The organism is Streptomyces sp. NBC_00083, assembly GCF_026343295.1.
In the GTDB taxonomy this organism is placed as follows: domain Bacteria; phylum Actinomycetota; class Actinomycetes; order Streptomycetales; family Streptomycetaceae; genus Streptomyces.
Map to the genome: position 1 here is coordinate 2,543,857 of NZ_JAPELY010000001.1, position 21,419 is coordinate 2,565,275.

A 21,419-nucleotide genomic window follows, 5' to 3' on the forward strand; every position below is an offset into this window, starting at 1 on the left:
GCGCCCCGGCCGAGCGGGCCCTAGGCGGTGAAGCGGCCGGTGCGCCGGATCTCCGGATAGTCCGTCGTCGCGCCGTCCAGCTGCAGGGCCCGTACGAGCCGCAGATGGTCCTGGGTGTTCACGGTCCAGCCGATCACCTTGAGCCCGGCCGCGTGGGCCCGCTCGACGGTCTCCAGGGTGATCCGCTCGATGCTCAGGACCAGGCTCCGCGCGCCGACCGCCGCGGCCCGGTCGATGAGGTCGGGGCCCCAGTCGTCGTCGACGAGCCCGGTGCGTACGCCCGGCACCAGCGCGGCGATCTCGGCGAGCGCCGCGTCGTGGAACGACAGGACCTCCACCCGGCCCACCAGATCGCGCCGCTCGATCACCGCGGCGAGCGCGCGCGCCGCGGCCACGTCCTTGATCTCTGCCTGGATCGGGGTCTTCACCGCGTCGAGGACCTCCTCGAACACGGGGATGCGCTCGCCCTGGCCCGCGTCGAGCTCCCGCAGCTCGGCGAGGGTCATCTCCCCGACGGGCCCCCTGCCGTCCGTGGTGCGGTCGACCTCGGCGTCGTGCATGACGACGAGGGCGCCGTCCTTGCTGAGGTGCAGATCGAGTTCGATGGCGTCCATGCCCACGCGTGCTGCGTGGACGAAGGAACGCAGGGTGTTCTCCGGCTCGACACCCATGACCCCGCGATGACCGATGGTGAGGAACGTCAAGACAGGCCTCGCTTCCGTCGACGGCGGTATGCGCGCGTGACGCGGTCCGGTGCGCACGCGGCAGCCGCAGCCTAACGGCCCGCCACCGCTACCGACCCCGGCTCGCGCGGGCCGGCGGGGCGGTCCTCGCGGGTTGACGCGATCCCGAGGATGAAGCCCGTGATCAGGGCTGCGACAAGGACGGCGCGGATGCTCATGGGCGCGGCTCCGGGTGGCGTACGAGGGGCGGGGGGCACTCCGTCCTACCTGTGCGAACCCCCCGCGGGCCAACCCGCGTCACCCGCCCGTGGGCGATTCCTCCAGCCCTTGACGCGCAGGCCGTGCGGGCCTCACCCGGGGCCCGGCCAGCCGTCGTGACGGTCCGGTTCCGCACCCCCGGGCGGGGCCTGCCGGTCGGCCAGCCGGTCGAGGTCGTCCAGCATGCCGCGCGCCAGCTCCAGCTCGGCCAGCTCCCGCAGCTCGCTCCAGCGCAGCGCGATCCGCGGATGCGCCCACGCCTCGTTCTCCTCGGCGTGCGCCAGCGCCTTTCTGACCTGCCGCAACTCGTTCTCGGTACGGACCAGGTGCTCCTCGACGAGGGAGCGCAGCCGGTGCGGGGCGGCGAGGTGTCCGAGCCAGATCCGCAGCACCAGCGGGTGCTTGAGGACGGGCGGGCCGCTCGCACCGGGGGAGTCGGCCCACTCGGCGAGCGCGCGCCGGCCCGCCTCGCTGATCGCGTACCGCCGCTTGGCGCGCGGCTCCTCCGGTCCCGAGCGGCGCGAGGTGGCGTAGCCGATCTCCTCGAGGCGGCGCAGCTCGGCGTAGACCTGGCTGATCGCGGGCGACCAGTAGAAGAAGCGGAGCGAGGAGTCGGCCCACTTCTTGAGTTCGTAGCCGGTCCGCTCGCCGGGGAAGGAAAGCAGCCCGAGCACCGCCCAGGCCGTCGCCGGCAGCGGCCTGGTCGTCCCGGGCGGGTGGGGGGAAGAACGACTGGTCATAGGGCGAATTGAAGTTGAGCGCGCGGCCCCGCCACAACCCCATCAGGGCCCGTGAAACCTCCGTGATCTTGAGATTCCGCTTGGCGGATCCCACCGTCCCCGGCCCGGCCCGCTCCGGCGATTCCCACAGCCCCGACGAGCCGCCCGCCGCCCCCGCCCGCCGGCCGCGCTGCCCCGGAGCCACCGGCCGCCCCGTCCCGGCTCACGGCACCCGGTCCCGGCCGGCGGCGCCCGTCCCGGCCCCCGGGGCCCCCACCCGCTCCGCTCGCCAAACCGCAGCCATCGCCGCACCATTGCATCAACGCAGGAAGAAGAGCGGTCCAACAGGAAGAGGGCAGGATAATTTATTGATCCCCCTCTTGAGCGAAAGAACCGAACACCGATACGGTGTCCTGACGCGAGGTTCTCCTGTGGAGGAAGTGACATGACGGAAATTCTTGTGCAGGACCCGGCCGTGGGGGGCGCAGTAGCCGACCGGCGGGTGGTCGACCACCCCGCGTGGCCCGCCCTCAAGAATGCCGTCGAGGAGATCCGGCCCTGGCAGTCCAAGGACGGATCCATCGACTTCGACGCCGAGGGCGCCCCCGCCCGCGCCGTCGTCGAGGCCACCCTCGACCAGGTGATATCCGCCATCGAGGAGCTCTCGCCGCTGCTCCCGCACGACGCGCCGTACCACCGCGCGCTCGTCGCCGACCTGCGCAAGTGGGCCGACAGCGCCTTCGACGTGCCGGACTTCCTGGACTCGCTGCTCCAGTTCCACCCGGCCGCCGACCGTGCCGACGGCCTCCAGCGCCTCGTCGTCTTCCCCATGTACACGCAGAACGGCAACCCCGACCGCAACCTCGAAGCGGTCGTGCTGCGCATGGTCTGGCCCGAGTGGCTCGCCGAACTCGAAGCGACCCGCTACGACAACCCGCTCTTCTGCGGCATCACCTTCGAGGACTTCACCGCGGGCTACGACACGCACTCCGCGGTCCTCTTCCCCGAGACCATCGCCGTGCGCGAGGCCCCCGAGCGCTTCACCTGGGGCGGCATCTTCTGCGACCGCGAGGCGGCCCGCTTCCGCGCCGTCACCGAGGCGTCCGTCGACATCCTCGGGCTCGAACTCCCCGAAGACATCAAGGAGTTGGTGTCCGACCAGGAGCGCTGCGAGAAGGCCTTCGTGCTGTGGGACATGGTCCACGACCGCACCCACAGCCACGGCGACCTGCCGTTCGACCCGTTCATGATCAAGCAGCGCCAGCCGTTCTGGATGTACGGCCTCGAAGAGCTGCGCTGCGACCTCACCGCCTTCAAGGAGGCCGTGAAGCTGGAGGCCGAGGGCAACCAGCACGGCCGCGACGTGCAGTACGCGGTGCTCTTCGACCGCATGTTCCGCTTCCCCGTCTCCGGCGACCGCGTCCGCAACTACGACGGGCTCGGCGGCCAGCTCCTCTTCGCCTACCTCCACAAGCACGACGTGGTGCGCTGGACCGACAACAAGCTGCACATCGACTGGGAGCGCGCCCCCCAGGTCACCAACCAGCTGTGCGCCGAGATCGAGAAGCTCTACCGCGACGGCATCGACCGCCCCAAGCTCGTCCACTGGTTCGCGGCGTACGACCTGGTCTCCACCTACCTCGCGCCGCACCCGGGATCGCGCTGGGCCAAGGGCCCCGACGCGCTCGACCTGACGCTGCCGCCCCGCAAACTCGTCGACGACGTGCTTCCGGACGAGTTTCCGCTCAGCATGTTCTATGAGGCGCTCTCCAAGAAGCTGAAGAACGTGATCGCCTCCACCAAGGGGATCACCGCCGCTTCCGCTCCGGCCGGAGCCGCCGCGTGAGCTCACGTACGGAAGGTTCGGAAGGGGCGAGGAAGATGAACAACGGACCTCTCAACGGCGCCGTCGTCGCCGTGGCGGGCGCTGCGGGACCCGCCGGCCGTGCCGCCCTGCTGCGGCTCGCGGAAGCGGGCGCGGTCGTCGTGGGCTCCGATGCCGACGCGGAGCGCCTGGCCTCGGCCGTGGACGCCGCACGGTACGCGCACGGCGGGGCCAGCGTCACCGGCGACACCGTCGACCTGCTGGACCTCCAGGCCACCCGGGACTGGGCCGACCGCATCCAGAAGGACTTCGGACGGGTCGACGGCGTGGTCCACCTCGTCGGCGGCTGGCGCGGCAGCACCTCCTTCCCCGAGACCGACCTGGCCGACTGGGACCTCCTGGAGAAGCTGCTGATCAAGACCGTTCAGCACACCTCCCTCGCCTTCCACGACGCGCTGCTGCGCAGCGACCGGGGCCGCTTCGTCCTGGTCAGCCAGTCCGGCGCGCACAAGCCCACCGCCAACAACGCCGCCTACAACGCCGGCAAGGCCGCCGCCGAGGCGTGGACGCTGGCGCTCGGTGACGCCTTCCGCAAGGCGGGGGGTGAGGACGGGCCGCAGGCCGCTGCTGCGATCCTGGTGATCAAGGCACTGGTGCACGACGCGATGCGCGCCGAGCGACCCAATGCGAAGTTCGCGGGCTTCACCGACGTCACCGAGCTGGCCGAGGCCATCGCCGGAGTGTGGGACAAGCCCGCCCAGGAAGTGAACGGACAGCGCCTGTGGCTGACCCCCAAGCCGTGAGGACGGACGCGCGAGCACACCACGATCCGGCGGTGCGCGGATTCGCCAGCGACAACTACGCCGGCGCGCATCCCGAGGTCCTCGCGGCCATCGCCCTCGCCAACGGCGGTCATCAGATCGCCTACGGAGAGGACGACTACACCGCACACCTCCAGCGCGTCATGCACAGCCACTTCGGCGCGAGCGCCGAAGCCTTCCCGGTGTTCAACGGGACCGGCGCCAACGTCACCGCCCTTCAGGCGCTGACCGACCGCTGGGGCGCCGTGGTGTGCGCGGAGAGCGCCCACATCAACGTGGACGAGGGCGGCGCCCCCGAGCGGATGGCCGGGCTCAAGCTGCTCACGGTGGCCACGCCCGACGGCAAGCTGACGCCGGAGCTCATCGACCGGCAGGCCTGGGGCTGGGAGGACGAGCACCGGGCGATGCCGCAGGTCGTCTCGATCACCCAGAACACCGAGCTGGGCACGGTCTACACGCCCGCCGAGATCAAGGCGATCTGCGACCACGCCCATGAGCGCGGCATGAAGGTCCACCTCGACGGGGCGCGGATATCCAACGCCGCGGCTTCGCTCGACGTGCCGATGCGCACGTTCACCAACGCGGTCGGCGTGGACGTCCTGTCGTTCGGCGGCACCAAGAACGGGATGCTCTTCGGCGAGGCCATCGTCGTCCTCAACCCGGACGCGGTCCGCCAGATGAAGCACATCCGCAAGATGTCGATGCAGCTCGCCTCCAAGATGCGCTTCGTATCGGTGCAGTTGGAGGCGCTGCTCGCCAAGGACCTGTGGCTGCGCAACGCCCGGCACGCCAATGCGATGGCCCGGCGCCTGGCCGAGGGCGTGCGCCAGGTCCACGGCGTGGAGATCCTCCACGAGGTGCAGGCCAACGCGGTGTTCGCGCGGCTGCCGCACGACGTGAGTGAGCGGCTCCAGAAGCGCTACCGCTTCTACTTCTGGGACGAGGCCGCGGGCGACGTCCGCTGGATGTGCTCCTTCGACACCACCGAGGACGACGTCGACGGATTCCTGATGGCCCTGAAGGAAGAGATGGCACGCTAGCAAGCGGTGCATATCTATGCGGTCGGCCGTAAAGTCATTGACTGCGGCCGGCCGCTTTCGTACGCTCCCGAGCCATGGAGCTCATCCAGCACAACCCTCAACTCTCCGCCTACCTGGCCGCCGACGACGTCATCGACCACCAGCACCCCCTGGTGCGCGAAACCGCCGACCGACTCGCGTCCCAGGCACCCGACGCATACGCATACGCCGAAGCGGCCTACACCTTCGTACGCGACGAGATCCCGCACTCCCAGGACTCCGGCGACCTCCGGGTGACCTGGCGGGCCTCCGACGTCCTCGCGCTGCGCACCGGCATCTGCTGCGCCAAGGCGCACGCCCTCGCCGCCCTGCTCCGCACCCGCTCGATCCCCGCCGCGCTCTGCTACCAGCGCCTCACCGACGACGACGGCTCCCACCCCCTCGTGCACGGCCTCGTCGCCCTGCGGCTGCCGGGACGGGACGCCTGGGCCCGCGTCGACCCCCGGGGAAACAAACCCGGCGTCGACGCCCGGTTCTCACTCGACGAGGAGCGCCTGGCCTGGCACGTGCGGCCCGAAGCCGGCGAAGTGGACTACCCGGTGCTCCACGACGCACCGCACGCGGCGGTCGTGGCGGCGCTCAGGGCCGCCCCCGACCGCCCCTCGCTCTGGCCGGCCTACCCGACCGCACTGTGAACCACGGGCCTGCCCCGGGGCGCGGCCGAGGGCGCCCCCGCCGCGCCCCGTCCCGTGCAGGAGTGACGATTCAGCCCGTCGCCTCGCGGCTCTTGACCTGCTCGGGCGTCGGGGCCGTACCCCCGAGGTGCGCCGGCACCCACCAGGTGTCGGCGGCGTCCTTGGGGCGTACGGGATAGGCGCGCTGGGCGGCTTCCAGGAGCTCCTGGCAGCGCTCGCGCAGCCGCCGCGTGATGGCGCCCGCGTACTGGTCGGCCGGCGCCTCCAGGGGCTCACCGACCCGGATGGTGACGGGAATGTGACTGCGCTTGAAGTTGCGCGGCCGGCCCTTGGTCCAGATCCGCTGCGTGCCCCACAGCGCCATCGGGATCAGCGGCACCCCGGCCTCCTGCGCGAGCCTGGCCGCGCCCGACTTGAAGCTCTTCAGCGTGAACGACTGCGAGATCGTCGCCTCCGGAAACACACCGATCACCTCGCCGGACCGCAGCGACGCCAGCGCGTGCTGGTAGGCGTCCTCGCCCTGCTTGCGGTCGACCGGGATGTGCTTCATGCCGCGCATCAGCGGCCCGGAGATCCGGTGCCGGAACACCGACTCCTTGGCCATGAACCGCACGAGCCGCTTCTGCGGCAGCGTGGCGAGACCCGTGAAGATGAAGTCGAGGTAGCTGATGTGGTTGCTGACGAGCACCGCCCCGCCGGTGCGCGGGATGTTCTCCGAACCCTGGGTGTCGATCTTCAGGTCGAGCGCCTTGAACATCGCGCGTGCGGCGCCGATGACCGGTCGATAGACGAGTTCTGCCATCTCAGGGGAGACCCTTCGTGTGCCCGGGGAGGGTGCTCCCGGAGAAATAAGTTACGCAGCCGTAGGTTTTAGGCTTTGGGCAGATGGTGCCCGATACGCGCCGGGCTGGCCAGTCCTGGCACCGGGCCCGGGAGAGATTCTCATCACGTCTTCGCAGGCGGGAGACGTGGGAATCAATGCCGAGCGGTGCGCGCTGCAACCGTACGACAGTGCGGGTAGTAAGCGTGTGAAGAGACGAGGGGGAGCGGCGACGATGGCAGGCGGCGTGCGGGACGGCGAGGGGCGCAGGCTCGGCGAGGCCGAGCTGGGGGCCCCACTGGGGCGGCGCGCCACGCTGGTGCAGTTCTCCAGCGCGTTCTGCCAGCCCTGCCGGGCGACCCGGCGCACCCTCGCGGAAGTCGCCGCGATGGTCGGGGGCGTCGCCCACGTGGAGATCGACGCCGAGGAACGGCTCGCTCTCGTACGGGAGCTGGACATCGCGAGCACCCCGACCGTGCTGGTGCTCGACGCGCACGGGACGGTCGTGCGCCGGGCGAGCGGACAGCCGCGCCGTGCGGATGTCATCGCCGCGCTGGGGCAGGCGGTGTGAGCGGCGCGGCGCGAACGGCCGGACGCCGCACGGCCCCCGGCCCCCGGGCGCGGCAGTGAGGGATCTCCCACATCACGGAAGGTACTTGACTGGGAGCGCACCGGATCGTCAGTCTGACGATGTGCCGACAGACCCCCTTCTTCACGGACGCGCCCACGTGGACCTCGCTCGCTGCGCGAGCGCGCGCTGTCCGGGCTGCTGAACACCCGCAGCCCTTGACGCACCCACCGGAGAAGGACCATTCGATGACGGCCTCACCCGAGCTCGGTATCCCCCGGGCGGCAACGCCCGAACTGCTCAAGTCGGTCTTCCGCCAACACGCCGCGGGCGTCGCGGTGATCACCGCCCAGCGGGGCGGGCGCCCCGTCGGCTTCACCGCCACCTCCCTCAATTCCGTTGCCGCCGAACCGCCGTTGGTCTCCTTCGGGATCGGCACCGGCTCCTCCAGCTGGCCCGTCGTCGCCGAGGCCGACCACATCGGCGTGCACATACTCGGCGAGCACCAGCAGGAGCTCGCCGCCACCTTCGCCCGCAGCGGCGCCGACCGCTTCGGCCCCGCGACCGACTGGAACACCGGACCCGAGGGCGTACCCGTCCTCGGCGGCGTCCTGGCCTGGCTGGTCTGCCGGGTCGTGGCCCGCGTCCCGGCCGGCGACCACCGCATCGTGCTCGCCCAGGCCGTCGTCGGCGACCCCGCGGGCGCCGGCCGGCCCCTCCTCTACCACCAGGGCCGCTTCAACGCGCTGCGCGACTGAAAGTTCCCTGATCGGGGCGATTACTCACCGTTGGCAACGTCACAGTTCAAAGCGCTTGCTTACTGGGAACAAGCTGGGTGTACTGACGAGTAATATTTCGTTCGGAGCGCCGGTCGCCCCGACCGGAAACCGCCCCATCAGGCGCCTATGCTGCGTGCATCAAGGCAGCCCAGAAATGACGATGCAGTAGGAGAGCCGGCGTGAGCTTGAGGATCGTTGTCTGTGTGAAGTACGTGCCCGACGCCACCGGCGACCGGCACTTCGCCGATGACCTGACCGTCGACCGCGACGACGTCGACGGCCTCCTTTCGGAGCTCGACGAGTACGCGGTCGAGCAGGCACTGCAGATCGCCGACGAGGCGGACGACGCGGAGATCACCGTGCTGACCGTCGGCCCCGAGGACGCCAAGGACGCCCTGCGCAAGGCCCTGTCCATGGGCGCCGACAAGGCCGTCCACGTCGAGGACGACGACCTGCACGGCACCGACGTGATCGGCACCTCGCTGGTCCTGGCCAAGGCCGTCGAGAAGACCGGCTACGACCTGGTCATCTGCGGCATGGCCTCCACCGACGGCACCATGGGTGTCCTTCCCGCACTCCTCGCGGAGCGCCTCGGCGTCCCGCAGGTCACGCTCCTCTCGGAGGTCTCGGTCGCGGACGGCACCGTGAAGGGCCGCCGCGACGGCGACGCCGCGTCCGAGCAGCTGGAAGCCTCCCTCCCGGCCGTCGTCTCGGTCACCGACCAGTCGGGCGAGGCCCGTTACCCGTCCTTCAAGGGCATCATGGCCGCCAAGAAGAAGCCGGTGGAGTCCCTCGACCTCGGCGACCTGGACCTGGAGGCCGACGAGGTCGGCCTCGAAGGCTCCTGGACCGCCGTCGACTCCGCCGCCGCGCGCCCGGCCCGCACCGCCGGCACGATCGTCAAGGACGAGGGCGAGGGCGGCAAGCAGCTCGCCGAGTTCCTCGCGAGCCAGAAGTTCATCTAAGCGCCCCGCCGGCCCGGACACCTCCCGGCCGACCCCGCGCTCATGGCTCGCCGAGCCCCTCACCCGCCCGCCTTTTCTTCGCACGTGCAGGAGATTGAAGTCCCATGGCTGAAGTTCTGGTCTACGTCGACCACGTGGACGGTGCCGTCCGCAAGCCCACCCTCGAACTGCTGACGCTCGCCCGCCGCATCGGCGAGCCCGTCGCCGTGGCGCTCGGCGCCGGCGCCGAGAACACCGCCGCCGCGCTCGCCGAGCACGGCGCCGTCAAGGTCCTCACCGCCGACGCCCCCGAGTTCACCGACTACCTCGTCGTGCCGAAGGTCGACGCCCTCCAGGCCGCGTACGAGGCCGTGTCGCCCGCGGCCGTGCTCGTCCCCTCCTCCGCCGAGGGCAAGGAGATCGCCGCCCGCCTCGCCCTGCGCATCGGCGCCGGCATCATCACCGACGCCGTCGACCTCGAAGCCGGCGCCGAGGGCCCGGTGGCCACGCAGTCCGCGTTCGCCGCCTCCTTCACCACCAAGTCCCGCGTCTCCAAGGGCACCCCGGTCATCACGGTCAAGCCGAACTCGGCCGCCGTCGAGGCCGCCCCCGCCGCCGGCACCGTCGAGGCGCTCTCCGTCACCTTCTCGGAGCTCGCCACCGGCACTAAGGTCACCTCGCGCACCCCGCGCGAGTCGACCGGCCGCCCCGAGCTGACCGAGGCCGCGATCGTGGTCTCCGGCGGCCGCGGCGTCAACGGCGCCGAGAACTTCGCGGTCATCGAGGCCCTCGCCGACTCGCTCGGCGCGGCCGTCGGCGCCTCGCGCGCCGCGGTGGACGCCGGCTGGTACCCGCACTCCAACCAGGTCGGCCAGACCGGCAAGTCCGTCTCGCCGCAGCTCTACATCGCCAACGGCATCTCCGGCGCCATCCAGCACCGGGCCGGCATGCAGACCTCGAAGACGATCGTGGCCGTCAACAAGGACTCCGAGGCCCCGATCTTCGACCTGGTCGACTACGGCGTCGTCGGCGACCTGTTCCAGGTCGTCCCGCAGCTGACCGAAGAGGTCAACAGCCGCAAGGGGTGACCTGCGACTTCTGTTCGGCCGGGGGCCGCGTGGTGATCTTCACCGCGCGGCCCCCGGTCGTTTCGGACAACCATTGACGCAGGACAAGGCACCTACTAACTTCGCTATACGGATTATTGATTCCGTGCAGCGGAAAAGTTTCGACCGTGTGGAGGGTGCAGGATGGGCCAGCAGGAGCAGGTGGCAACGAGCCTCGACGGCGTCGTCAGCGAGGAGATCAGTGCCTCGCTCATCGCCGTGGACGAAGAGCTCGCCCGCCGATACCCGGGCGACCCCGGCACCCGCCAGCCCGTCCACACCGTCTACGTACCCGGAGACGTCTTCGACGCGGGCACCATCCGCTCCTGGGGCGACCAGGCACTCGCCGCCCTCGACGAGCACGCCCCCGACGCGGCCTCCTTCGCCAAGGTCCTCGGCATCTCCGACGACCTCGCCGCCCCCGTCTACGACCGCGTCCGCGCCAAACTCCGGCGCGAACCCATCGAAGACCTCCGCGTCGACTTCGAGGACGGCTACGGCCCCCGCCCCGACGCCGAAGAGGACGCCGACGCCGCCCGCGCCGCCCGCCTCATCGCCGAAGCCTTCAAGAACGGCACCGCCGCCCCCTACATGGGCATCCGCATGAAGTGCATGGAAGCCGCCGTCCGCGACCGCGGCATCCGCACCACCGACGTCTTCCTCACCACCCTCATGCGCAACGGCGGCCTCCCCGACGGCCTCGTCCTCACCCTCCCCAAGGTCACCTACCCCGAACAGGTCACCGCCTTCGTACGGCTCCTCAGCGCCTTCGAAAAGGCCCACGACCTGCCCGAAGGACGCCTCGGCTTCGAGATCCAGATCGAAACCAGCCAGTCCATCCTCGCCGCCGACGGCACCGCCGCCGTCGCCAAGATGATCGACGCCGCGCAAGGCCGCGCCACCGGCCTCCACTACGGCACCTTCGACTACAGCGCCTGCGTCGGCGTCTCCGCCGCCTACCAGGCCAGCGACCACCCCGCAGCCGACCACGCCAAGGCCGTCATGCAGGTCGCCGCCGCAGGCACCGGCGTCCGCGTCTCCGACGGCTCCACCAACGTCCTGCCCATCGGCACCACCGAACACGTCCACGAAGCCTGGCGCCTCCACTACGGCCTCACCCGCCGCGCCCTGGCCCGCGCCTACTACCAGGGCTGGGACATGCACCCCGGCCACATGCCGACCCGCTACGCGGCCGTCTACGCCTTCTACCGCGAAGGCCTGGAGCAGGCCGCCGGACGCCTCGCCGCCTACGTCGCCAAGACAGAAGGCGACGTCATGGACGAACCCGCCACCGCCAAGGCACTCAGCGGCTACCTCCTGCGCGGCCTCGACTGCGGCGCCCTCGACACCGCCGAAGTCGCCCGCCTCACCGGCCTCACCCGCACCGACCTCGAAGCCTTCGCCTCACCCCGCCGCGGCACCCTCACCGTCACCGCCCCCTAGCCCCACCAGCACCGGGCACCCCGACCCGACACCCCCGCCCCGTACCCTGTACGCGACCACAATCGCCACAGGGGAACGGGGCAGCGGTGTCAACGGGGGAGAGCCAACTACTGGCCGGCCGGTACCGGATCGTCGAACAACTCGGCCGCGGCGGCATGGGCGTCGTATGGCGCGCCCACGACGAAGTCCTCGGCCGCGACGTCGCCGTCAAAGAACTCCGCGCCTACAACGACGCCTCCGCCCCCGAACTGGGCGACCTGCGGCTACGCATGCAGCGCGAAGCCCGCGCCGCCGCCCGCATACGCCACCCCTCCGTCGTCGCCGTCCACGACGTCACCGAACACCAGGGCCGCCCCGTCATCGTCATGGAACTCATCGACGGCCCCTCCCTCGACGACGTCCTCACCGAACGCGGCGCCCTCGAACCCGCCGAAGCCGCCGCCATCGGCGCCACCGTCCTCCAGGCACTCGCCGCCGCCCACCGCGCCGGCGTCCTGCACCGCGACGTCAAACCCGGCAACATCCTCCTCGACACCTCCGGCCGCGTCGTCCTCACCGACTTCGGCATCGCCGCCATGGACGACCCCGGCGACGGCTCGGGAACCCACCTGACCCGCAGCGGCGAACTCGTCGGCTCCCTCGACTACCTGGCACCCGAACGAGCCCAGGGCCACACCCCCGGACCCCCCTCCGACATCTGGGCCCTCGGTGCCACCCTGTACGCCGCCGTCGAAGGCACCGCACCCTTCCGCCGCACCTCCACCTGGTCCACCCTCAACGCCATCGTCGTCGAACCCCCGTCCCCGGCCCGCCGAGCCGGCCCCCTCGGACCCGTCCTGCTGCGCCTCATGGACAAGGACCCCGCCCGCAGGCCCGACGCCGAAACCGCCGCCCGCCTCCTCACGGAGGCAGCCGCCACCACAGCCACCACACCGACCGCCGTCCGCACCACCACCCTGCGCACCACGCCAGGACGCACCACGCCAGGACGCGAGACGCCCGCGCACCCCACCGACGCGCCCCGCGACGCGACCGTACGCGACGCGCTGCCCCACCGGCCCCAGGGCTTCGGACCCGCACCCGCCACCCCCACGCCCACACCGCCCCTCGGCCCCGCCCCCGCACCCCGGCCGCCGCACCACGACGGCACCGCGCCCGTCGTACGCGACCTGCCGCAGCACCGGACCACCACCCCCGGACGCCGGCGCCGCACCCCCTGGATCGCCGCCGCAGCCGGCCTCGTCGTCCTCGCCGGCGGCGGCGCCTACGCACTCCTCGGCCCCGGCGACACCAACAACGGGCAGCAGACGGCCGGAGCAACAGCCGACACGACCCCGGACGCCACCGACGACCAACTCGGCGCCGCCGGCCTCACCACACCCCACCCCACCACCCGCACCACACCCAACTCGCCCCGCCCCGCCACGAGTTCGACCACCAAACCATCCACGAAAGGCGACCCGCACACAGCGGACGACACCAAGGACGGCAAGACCCCCGGGCCCAGGAAGAGCGCCCCCGACGCGGCCGCCACAGCCACCCCCGGCAGCGCCGCACCACCCGCCGGAAGCTGCCGGCCCGCCACCGGCAGCCGGTTCGACTGCGAGGTATGGCGCACCGCCCGCTCCATCCGCAGCGACGGCAGCGCGGCCGGCGTCCTCAACGCCGGCACCAACTACTTCTACTGCCAGACCGACCTGGGCCGCCGCGAAACCTACGGGAAGTGGACCAACACCTGGTGGGCCAGGACCGACGACGACAGCGGCCACACCAACGTCTACATCAGCGTCGTCTACATGAAGGGCGGCGACAACAACCAGCCCGCCCCCGGCCTCAAAACCTGCTGACCCCCACGACCCGCCGAACCCGCGCAGCCCCCGCGGCGCCGCGCTACGCGTCCACCGGCGGCGGAACCTCACCCGAACCGCGCTCAATCAACACCGTCGGCAACACCACCCGGGCCGGCGTCTCGTCCACACCGTCCAGCCGCCGGAACAACAACTCCGCCGCCGTACGCCCAAGCGTCGCCGCGTCCTGCGAAATCACCGTGATACCGAGCAGATCAGCCAACTCGATGTCATCGAAACCCACCAGAGCCACCGGACGCTCACGACCCGCGAGAACCCGCACCGCCGTCACCGTCACCCGGTTGTTCCCCGCGAACAGCGCCGTCACGCCCGCCGGACCCGCCAGCATCGACTCCGCCGCGGCCCGCACCCGCTCCGGCCCCGTCGAACCCAGCGACACCCACGCCTCATCGACCCGCAGCCCCGCATCCGCCATCGCCGCGTGATACCCCCGCAGCCGCTCCGTGGCCGTATGAATACGCGGCTGATCACCGATGAAACCGATCCGACGATGACCCTGCGCGATCAGATGCGCCACCCCCGCACGCGCCCCGCCGAAACTGTCCGACAACACCACATCGGCATCGATCCGCCCTGCCGGACGGTCCACGAACACCGTCGCCACACCCGCCTTTATCTCCGGCTCGAGATAACGGTGGTCGGACCCCGCCGGAATCACGATCAACCCGTCCACCCGACGGGCACAGAACGCCAGAACCAGCTCCTGCTCACGATCGGGATCCTCGGCGCTCGACCCATTGATCAGCAACGCCCCGTGCTCCCGCGCGACCTCCTCGACGGCCCGGCTCAGCGGCCCGTAGAACGGGTCGGCGAGATCCTCCAGAACCAGCCCGATCGAAGCCGTACGCCCCTTGCGCAACACCCGCGCACTGTCATTACGGCGAAAGCCCAGCGCCTCGATGGCCTCCTGCACCCGGCGCTCGGTGTCGGGCGTCACCCCGGCCTCCCCGTTGACCACCCGGGACACCGTCTTGAGGCCGACTCCGGCGCGCGCCGCGACATCCTTCATCGTCGGACGGTTGCCATAGCGGGGCTCGGGGTGGCGGGCATTCTCGGCCACAGTGCGCTGTCCTGTCGTCGTCGGGAGCCGTCCGGCGTGCTCTGGTGCCGGGCGGTATGTGTGGCGTCGAGCATAGGCCCTGGACAACGTTGTCACATCCAGGGAGACTCTCATCTTGACCTGCTGTTACCCGTCTTCCGCCAGGAGATCCGTCCTCGATGCACACCGACCTCGTCGCCGCGCTCGACATCGGCGGCACCAAGATCGCCGGAGCCCTGGTCGACGCCGACGGCCGGCTCCTCCTGCGCGCACAACGGCCGACTCCCGCCCATGAGGACGGCGACACGGTGATGCGCGCGGCCGAAGAGGTGCTCGCCGAACTGACCGGATCCGCCCTGTGGGACCGCACGAGCGCCGTCGGCATCGGCAGCGCGGGACCCGTGGACGCCTCGGCCGGCACGGTCAGCCCCGTCAACATCCCCGGCTGGCGCGGCTTCCCGCTGGTCGACCGCGTCCGCACGGCAACCGGCGGCCTCGACGTCGAACTCGTCGGCGACGGCGTCGCGATGACCGCCGCCGAGCACTGGCTCGGCGCGGCCCGCGGCTACGACAACGCCCTGTGCATGGTCGTGTCGACCGGCGTCGGAGGCGGCCTCGTTCTCGGCGGCAAACTTCACCCCGGCCCCACCGGGAACGCCGGCCACATCGGCCACATCAGCGTCGACCTCGACGGCGACCCCTGCCCGTGCGGGGCCCGCGGCTGCGTGGAACGGATCGCCAGCGGCCCCCACATCGCCCGCCGCGCCCTGGACCACGGCTGGCGCCCCGGCCCCGACGGCGACACCTCGGCCGCGGCCGTCGCCGCGGCCGCCCGCTCCGGTGACACGATCGCCATCGCCTCCTTCGAACGCGCCGCCCAGGCACTGGCCGCGGGAATCGCCGCGACCGCCACCCTCGTCGAGATCGAGATCGCCGTCATCGGCGGGGGAGTGGCCGGCGCGGGCGATGTCCTCTTCGCCCCCCTGCGCCGCGCCCTGCGCGACTACGCGACACTCTCCTTCGTCCAACGCCTCACCGTCGCACCGGCGTTGATGGGGACGGACGCGGGTCTGGTGGGAGCGGCGGCCGCGGCATCGGCCCGACGTGCGGACCGGGGGGCGGCGGCGTTGCTCAAGTAACGGCCGGCGCCCGGCAGTTGAGGACCGACACTTTCTGTCGTCCGTCAGCTGATGTGTGTCGACTGATGTCCGTCAGCCGTCAGCCGTCCGCCGCGAACCGTCAGCCGGGAGGCGTCGCTCGCTGACTCCCCGCCCCGGCCCCCGCCCCTCGCCAGCGCTCCGATCACTCCCTCCCGTCCATGCGGTTCGAGCTGTCGTCGGCCCGCCTCACCGTGACGAGCGTTTCCGGTAGGGCTTGTTGGAGTCTGTTGGAAGGGTGGCCGTAACGGTTGCTCGGTTTTGCGTCAAAACCCTTGACGGCACCCTGAGTTGGGGGTGTGATCCAAGCCTCGCGTTTGGTTGTGTTGGGTTGCACCCCGGAGGAGGGGGACATGGCGCAGTCATCGTTCAACGGTCCTGTGGCGCCTCATGGCGTACCAGGACATCGGATGTCCCGGCGGAGTCTTCTGCGCGGTGCGGCGGTCGGCGCCGGCGCGGTCGCGCTGCCCTCACTGCTCACGGCGTGCGGAAGCGGACCCGGCGGTGACACCAAGACGGTCCGCCTCGGCTCCAACGCGTCGGACGCCGTGCCCAAGAAGGCGTTCGCCGACGCGTTCGCCGCGTACGGGAAGCAGTCCAAGGACGGCCGGTCCGTCAAGGTCAACACCGTTGACCACAACACCTTCCAGGAGAACATCAACCGCTACCTCCAGGGCAAGCCGGACGACGTCTTCATGTGGTTCGCGGGTTACCGCATGCAGTTCTTCGCCCAGAAGGGCCTGCTGTACGACATCAGCGACCTCTGGCAGGGCTTCCACGGGTTCTCCGACGCCTTGAAGGCGCAGTCCACGGGCGCCGACGGCAAGCAGTATTTCGTGCCGTACTACTACTATCCGTGGGCGGTCTTCCACCGCGCGAGCCTCTTCCAGGAGCACGGCTACACCGCGCCCAGGACCTTCGACCAGTTCGTCGACCTCGCCCAGCAGATGCGCAAGGACAAACTCGACCCCATCGCGCTCGGCGAGAAGGACGGCTGGCCCGCGATGGGCACCTTCGACTACCTCAACATGCGGACCAATGGGTACGAGTTCCACAAGAGCCTGATGGCCGGCAAGGAGGCGTGGACCGACAAGCGGGTCAAGGACGTCTTCGACAACTGGCGCAGGATCCTGCCGTACTGCCAGCAGGGCGCCAACGGCCGCACCTGGCAGGAGGCCGCGCAGAGCCTCCAGAAGAAGCAGTCCGGCCTGACCGTGCTCGGGCTGGCGCACGTCGGGCAGCAGTTCCCCGCCTCCGACCAGGGCGACATCGCGTTCTTCCCGTTCCCGGAGATGGACCCGCAGTACGGGCAGGACGCCGTCGAGGCGCCCATCGACGGCTTCCTGCTCGCCAAGAACGCCAAGGAGCTGAAGAACAAGCAGTCCATGGCGAGCGCCAAGGACCTGCTCGGCTGGCTCGCCACCCCGGCGGCGGAGGACGCCTACCTCGCGGGCGACCCCAACAACATCGCCGTCAACAGCGGCGCGGACACCTCGAAGTACACCCCGCTGCAGAAGAAGGCGGTCGAACTCGTCTCCGGGGCCAAGCAGATCTCCCAGTTCATGGACCGCGACACCCGCCCCGACTTCGCGTCCACCGTGATGATCCCGGCGATCCAGCGGTTCATCGGCAACCCGAACGACGTGGACGGCCTCGTCAACGACATCGAACGCCAGAAGAAGACCATCTTCGCCTCCGAAGGCTGACGGCGGCCGACGACGGCCGCCGAAGACCCAAGGAACCTCCAACCGACCTGCTCCCGCTTCGACTTGGAGTACTCAGCCGTGGCGCTCACCACCGCGCGGCGTGCGGGGCGGCGGGGCAACGGGCGGTTCACCGCCCGCGACCTCGTCGTCCTCGGCCTGCTGCTTGGCCTGCCCGTCCTGCTCGACCTCGCCATCGTGTGGGGACCCACCCTGGCCTCCGTCGTCCTGTCCTTCACCAGCTGGGACGGCGTCGGCTCCATCAAGTGGGTCGGCACGCAGAACTACGCCAACCTCTTCACCAACTACCCGCCGTTCTGGCCGGCCGTCCGCCACAACCTCATGTGGCTGGGCGTGCTCGGCTTCGTGGCGACGCCGTTCGGGCTGCTGCTCGCCGTCCTCATCGACCGCGGCGTCCGGTTCAGCCGCTTCTACCAGTCGACGCTGTACATGCCGGTGGTCCTCTCCCTCGCCGTCGTCGGGTTCATCGCCCAGCTCGTCTTCTCCCGCGACCAAGGGGCGCTCAACGCCCTCGTCGGCGCCCGCGCCAACCCCACCGACTGGCTCGGCGACCCCGACCTCAACATCTGGATGATCCTGCTGGCCGCGGCCTGGCGGCACACCGGCTATGTGATGATCCTCTACCTCGCGGGCCTCAAGGCCGTCGATCCCTCCCTCAAGGAGGCCGCGGCCATCGACGGCGCGAGCGAGCGCCAGACCTTCTTCCGGGTCGTGTTCCCGACACTGCGGCCCGTCAACGTCATCGTCGGCGTCATCACGGTCATCGAGTCGCTGCGCGCGTTCGACATCGTGTACGCCGTCAACCACGGGCGCAACGGCCTCGAAGTGCTCTCCGTGCTCGTCACCGACAACATCATCGGCGAGGCCAGCCGCATCGGCTTCGGCTCGGCGATCGCCGTGGTGCTGCTGACCGTCTCCCTCGGGTTCGTCCTCACCTACCTGGTCCAGGAGATCCGAGGGGAGAAGAACCGGTGACCACCGACACCGCGCCCGCGCCCGCCGTCACGGCACCGCCGAACGCGCCCGCCGCCCGGGGACGCCGCCGGGTGCGACCGGGCCGCCTCGGGGTGCACGCCTTCCTGATGACGGTCTCGCTCGCCTTCCTCGCGCCGCTGCTGCTCGCGGTCTACGCGTCGCTGCGCCCCTACGACGAGACCTCGCGCTACGGCTACTTCTCCCTTCCCAAGCACCTCTCCTTCGCCTACTACCGGCAGGCGTTCAGCGACTCGGGCATGACGAAGTACTTCGTCAACACCCTGATCATCGCGGTGCCCGGCGTGGTCGTCGTGCTGTTCCTCGCCTCGTTCGTCGCCTTCGCCGTCTCGCGGCTGCGCCTGCGCGGCGCGATGGTCCTGCTGATGCTGTTCACGGCGGGCAACCTGCTGCCCCAGCAGGTGATCGTGACGCCGCTGTACGTCGTGTTCAACCGCATCCCGCTGCCGTACTGGATGTCCGACTCGCTGACGATGTTCGACTCGTACTGGGCCGTCATCGCCGTGCAGGTCGGCTTCCAGCTCGGCTTCTGCGTCTTCGTGCTCGCCAACTTCATGCGCACCCTGCCGCTGGAGATCCTGGAGGCGGCGATCGTCGACGGCGCGGGGGTGTGGACGCAGTACTGGCGCATCACCCTGCCGCTGTGCCGGCCCGCTCTCGCGGCGCTCGCCACGCTCCAGTTCACCTGGATGTACAACGACTTCCTGTGGGCCCTCGTCTTCATGTCCGACGGCGACAAGCTGCCCATCACCTCGGCCCTGAACAACCTGCGCGGCCAGTTCTTCACCGACTACAACCTGCTGGCGGCCGGCTCGGTGATCGTCGCGCTCCCCACCCTGATCGTCTTCCTGCTGCTGCAACGGCACTTCATCGCGGGCCTGACCCTCGGGTCGAGCAAGGGGTGACGCCGCCGCCTACGCCGCCGCCCACGTCACCGCCCCGCACGCCGTCGCCTGGCCGCCGGGGATGATGGGCGGTCGGCTCCAACGCGCCTGCAGTCACCGCCCGTTGGGCGCGCGAGCCGGACTCGTACCCCGCGCGACCAGGCATCCGGCCCGGCTCGAGCGGTGATCGAGCGTGCCTCGAGGTGAGCGCCCCAAGGTCTGCGGCCTCAAGCAGATGCGCCGCCTGGCGCGGCCCGCCGTCGACGGGCCGCGCCGGCCCCACCCCGGAGGCCGCCATGACCGTCGAACTGCACGTCGCCACCGCTCTCCTGCACGACTTCGACACGGCACACAACCCGCTCCCCGGCCGCGAGACCGGCCGCCGCCAGAGCCCGGTGAACCCGGCCGTCACCATCGTCGACCTGGAGACACCGGACGCACCCGAGGGCGCCGCCCTCATCGACCCCATCTTCCGGCGCACGGGCTTCCGAGAGGTCCGCATCACCGAGATCCGCTGGTACGACAGGGACGGCTACTTCATCGCCCCCAGCATCCCTCTGGCCGCCTGACCACCCGGCCCGGTGGGGCGCCACAGAGTCGTCGTCGCCTGTGGGGTCGGCGCACATGGGCCCGGCCCGCAGGGGTGTGGAGCACGTGGGTCCGGCGTACGGGGGGTGGTCATGGCAGGTGTTCTCTCCACTCGTCGGCCGGCGGTTTCGGCCCGGCCGGGAGGGCAGACCGTATCCGTGGTCCGGGGCCGTCGGCCACGGGTTATCCGGTGCGGCAGGACGCGACGGTAAATGGCTCGCGGCCCGCCGCCGTGGCGGTCACGCTGCTGGTGACAGCACTCTTCCCAGGAGCACCCCGTGACCGACCTCGGCCTTCTCGTCCCGCCCGCCGGCCTCGCCGCCGCCATCGACGCCGGGCACGTCGTCCGCAAGACGCACCCCGAACTCCCGCTCTCGCTCTACTCGTACAGCAGGACGTGCCAGTACGAGCAGGCGTGGAACGAGGTCACCACGCGCTGCCGCGGGCTGGTCGCCGACGACACGACCGGGGCCGTGGTCGCGCACTGCCTGCCCAAGTTCTTCAACGTCGCCGAGCACACCCTGGGCCGCCCCTACGCCCCGCCGCTGCCCGACGAGCCGTTCGAGGTGTACGACAAGGTCGACGGATCGCTCGGCATCGTCTTCCACTACGCGGGCCGCTGGCGGGCAGCCTCCCGCGGGTCGTTCACCTCCGAGCAGGCCGCCTGGGCCACCGCATGGCTCGACGGCCGCGACACGACGACGCTGCGGCCCGGCGTCACCTACCTCGCGGAGATCCTCTACCCCGAGAACCGCATCGTCGTCGACTACGGCGGCCGCCGCGACCTGGTGCTGCTCGCCGCGTACGACGCGACGGGCGCGGAGACGGAACTGTCGCGGGCCGCCGCCGACTGGGCGCCGGTCGGCTCGGTCGCGCGGACGTGGCCGGCCCTGCCGCTCGCCGAACTCCTGGAACGCACCGCGGCGGGCGAGCACGCCGACGGCCGTGCGGCACGGGGAACGGACGGCGAGGGCTACGTCATCCGGTACGCCTCGGGACTGCGGGTCAAGGCCAAGATCAGCGAGTACGTGCGGCTGCACCAGGTGGTCACGGGCATCACCGAACGGGACATCTGGCGCTACCTCGGCATCCGCCGGTTCGCCGGCGAGGACCCCGGTCGGATCGCCCAGGCCGTCGGCTGCGGCCCCGGCGAGATCGCCGAACTCACCGCGGACGGCGCCGACCCGCTGGACGTTATGCTGCAGCGGGTCCCCGACGAGTTCGACGCGTGGGTGCGGGGCGTGACGGCTCGCCTCGACGCACGGGCGGCCGCACTGGCCGCTCTCGCCGCACGGCGGTTCGCCGAGATCGAGCACCTCGCCAAGGACCGCGGCGCGTTCGCCCGCGCCGCCCGCGAAATACCCGAACGCGCGGCCCGCGCGGCCGTGTTCCACCTGCTCGACGGCCGAGGCATCGACCTGATGATCTGGCGGGCCGTCAAACCGGCCGCCGCCAACCCGTTCACCGACGACGAGGAAAGCTGAAC

The 21,419-nt window shown here is 70.9% G+C and carries 20 protein-coding genes; 16 read left to right on the forward strand and 4 right to left on the reverse strand.

Annotated elements, in window-relative coordinates; translation table 11 throughout:
* Nucleotides 1-20: 20 nt before the first annotated feature.
* Nucleotides 21-704 (reverse strand): glycerophosphodiester phosphodiesterase family protein, encoded by a 684-nt coding sequence (locus OOJ98_RS11295; protein ID WP_267054499.1) that lies wholly within the window; start codon nt 702-704, stop codon nt 21-23.
* A gap of 329 nt (nt 705-1,033) precedes the next feature.
* Nucleotides 1,034-1,681 (reverse strand): PadR family transcriptional regulator, encoded by a 648-nt coding sequence (locus OOJ98_RS11300; protein WP_267054500.1) that lies wholly within the window; start codon nt 1,679-1,681, stop codon nt 1,034-1,036.
* A gap of 424 nt (nt 1,682-2,105) precedes the next feature.
* On the opposite strand from OOJ98_RS11300, the gene OOJ98_RS11305 reads away from it, so the two are divergent.
* The 4 genes from OOJ98_RS11305 to OOJ98_RS11320 all read left to right on the forward strand — a co-directional run bounded on the left by OOJ98_RS11305 (nt 2,106) and on the right by OOJ98_RS11320 (nt 6,020).
* Complete coding sequence (locus OOJ98_RS11305; protein WP_267054501.1) at nt 2,106-3,506, forward strand: DUF6421 family protein; 1,401 nt, start codon at nt 2,106-2,108, stop codon at nt 3,504-3,506.
* A 35-nt stretch (nt 3,507-3,541) separates the two neighbouring features.
* Complete coding sequence (locus tag OOJ98_RS11310) at nt 3,542-4,288, forward strand: SDR family NAD(P)-dependent oxidoreductase (RefSeq protein ID WP_267054502.1); 747 nt, start codon at nt 3,542-3,544, stop codon at nt 4,286-4,288.
* Nucleotides 4,285-5,346: a low specificity L-threonine aldolase gene (locus OOJ98_RS11315; protein WP_267054503.1), complete on the forward strand. Its 1,062-nt coding sequence runs from the start codon at nt 4,285-4,287 to the stop codon at nt 5,344-5,346. Before OOJ98_RS11310 ends, OOJ98_RS11315 begins: the two co-directional genes overlap by 4 nt.
* Nucleotides 5,347-5,420: 74 nt before the next feature.
* Nucleotides 5,421-6,020, forward strand: a complete 600-nt coding sequence (locus OOJ98_RS11320; RefSeq protein WP_267054504.1) for a transglutaminase domain-containing protein — start codon at nt 5,421-5,423, stop codon at nt 6,018-6,020.
* A 70-nt stretch (nt 6,021-6,090) separates the two neighbouring features.
* Here the strand turns inward: OOJ98_RS11320 and OOJ98_RS11325 are convergent, their stop codons facing one another.
* Nucleotides 6,091-6,822 carry a 1-acyl-sn-glycerol-3-phosphate acyltransferase gene (locus OOJ98_RS11325; protein ID WP_267054505.1) on the reverse strand — a complete coding sequence of 244 codons (732 nt, stop codon included), beginning with the start codon at nt 6,820-6,822 and terminating at the stop codon, nt 6,091-6,093.
* Nucleotides 6,823-7,075: 253 nt separating this feature from the next.
* Here OOJ98_RS11325 and OOJ98_RS11330 point away from each other — a divergent pair, with 253 nt between their 5' ends.
* From OOJ98_RS11330 to OOJ98_RS11355, 6 genes are all read left to right on the forward strand, one after another.
* Complete coding sequence (locus OOJ98_RS11330; RefSeq protein WP_267054506.1) at nt 7,076-7,411, forward strand: thioredoxin family protein; 336 nt, start codon at nt 7,076-7,078, stop codon at nt 7,409-7,411.
* Between the two features lie 245 nt (nt 7,412-7,656).
* Nucleotides 7,657-8,166, forward strand: a complete 510-nt coding sequence (locus OOJ98_RS11335) for a flavin reductase family protein (RefSeq protein ID WP_267054507.1) — start codon at nt 7,657-7,659, stop codon at nt 8,164-8,166.
* A gap of 200 nt (nt 8,167-8,366) precedes the next feature.
* Nucleotides 8,367-9,152, forward strand: a complete 786-nt coding sequence (locus OOJ98_RS11340; protein WP_267054508.1) for an electron transfer flavoprotein subunit beta/FixA family protein — start codon at nt 8,367-8,369, stop codon at nt 9,150-9,152.
* 104 nt (nt 9,153-9,256) lie between these two features.
* A complete protein-coding gene (locus tag OOJ98_RS11345) occupies nt 9,257-10,219 on the forward strand; it encodes an electron transfer flavoprotein subunit alpha/FixB family protein (RefSeq protein WP_267054509.1) in 963 nt (320 codons plus the stop codon).
* Nucleotides 10,220-10,381: 162 nt separating this feature from the next.
* Nucleotides 10,382-11,680 carry an aldolase gene (locus OOJ98_RS11350; protein WP_267054510.1) on the forward strand — a complete coding sequence of 433 codons (1,299 nt, stop codon included), beginning with the start codon at nt 10,382-10,384 and terminating at the stop codon, nt 11,678-11,680.
* A gap of 86 nt (nt 11,681-11,766) precedes the next feature.
* On the forward strand, nt 11,767-13,527 hold the full coding sequence (locus OOJ98_RS11355) for a serine/threonine-protein kinase (protein ID WP_267054511.1): 1,761 nt from the start codon (nt 11,767-11,769) through the stop codon (nt 13,525-13,527).
* Between the two features lie 43 nt (nt 13,528-13,570).
* Here the strand turns inward: OOJ98_RS11355 and OOJ98_RS11360 are convergent, their stop codons facing one another.
* Entirely contained in the window at nt 13,571-14,608 is a 1,038-nt protein-coding gene (locus OOJ98_RS11360; protein ID WP_267054512.1) for a LacI family DNA-binding transcriptional regulator, read from the reverse strand.
* Between the two features lie 158 nt (nt 14,609-14,766).
* Between OOJ98_RS11360 and OOJ98_RS11365 the strand changes: the two genes are divergently transcribed.
* The 6 genes from OOJ98_RS11365 to OOJ98_RS11390 all read left to right on the forward strand — a co-directional run bounded on the left by OOJ98_RS11365 (nt 14,767) and on the right by OOJ98_RS11390 (nt 21,417).
* Nucleotides 14,767-15,726 carry an ROK family protein gene (locus OOJ98_RS11365; protein ID WP_267054513.1) on the forward strand — a complete coding sequence of 320 codons (960 nt, stop codon included), beginning with the start codon at nt 14,767-14,769 and terminating at the stop codon, nt 15,724-15,726.
* A 428-nt stretch (nt 15,727-16,154) separates the two neighbouring features.
* Entirely contained in the window at nt 16,155-17,450 is a 1,296-nt protein-coding gene (locus OOJ98_RS11370; protein WP_267054514.1) for an ABC transporter substrate-binding protein, read from the forward strand.
* Nucleotides 17,451-17,528: 78 nt separating this feature from the next.
* Complete coding sequence (locus tag OOJ98_RS11375; protein WP_267054515.1) at nt 17,529-18,443, forward strand: carbohydrate ABC transporter permease; 915 nt, start codon at nt 17,529-17,531, stop codon at nt 18,441-18,443.
* Nucleotides 18,444-18,514: 71 nt separating this feature from the next.
* On the forward strand, nt 18,515-19,366 hold the full coding sequence (locus OOJ98_RS11380) for a carbohydrate ABC transporter permease (RefSeq protein WP_267055600.1): 852 nt from the start codon (nt 18,515-18,517) through the stop codon (nt 19,364-19,366).
* Nucleotides 19,367-19,641: 275 nt separating this feature from the next.
* Complete coding sequence (locus OOJ98_RS11385; protein WP_267054516.1) at nt 19,642-19,914, forward strand: hypothetical protein; 273 nt, start codon at nt 19,642-19,644, stop codon at nt 19,912-19,914.
* A 297-nt stretch (nt 19,915-20,211) separates the two neighbouring features.
* The gene (locus tag OOJ98_RS11390; protein ID WP_267054517.1) at nt 20,212-21,417 is read left to right on the forward strand and encodes an RNA ligase; all 1,206 of its coding nucleotides are present in this window, start codon (nt 20,212-20,214) and stop codon (nt 21,415-21,417) included.
* Nucleotides 21,418-21,419: the final 2 nt, after the last annotated feature.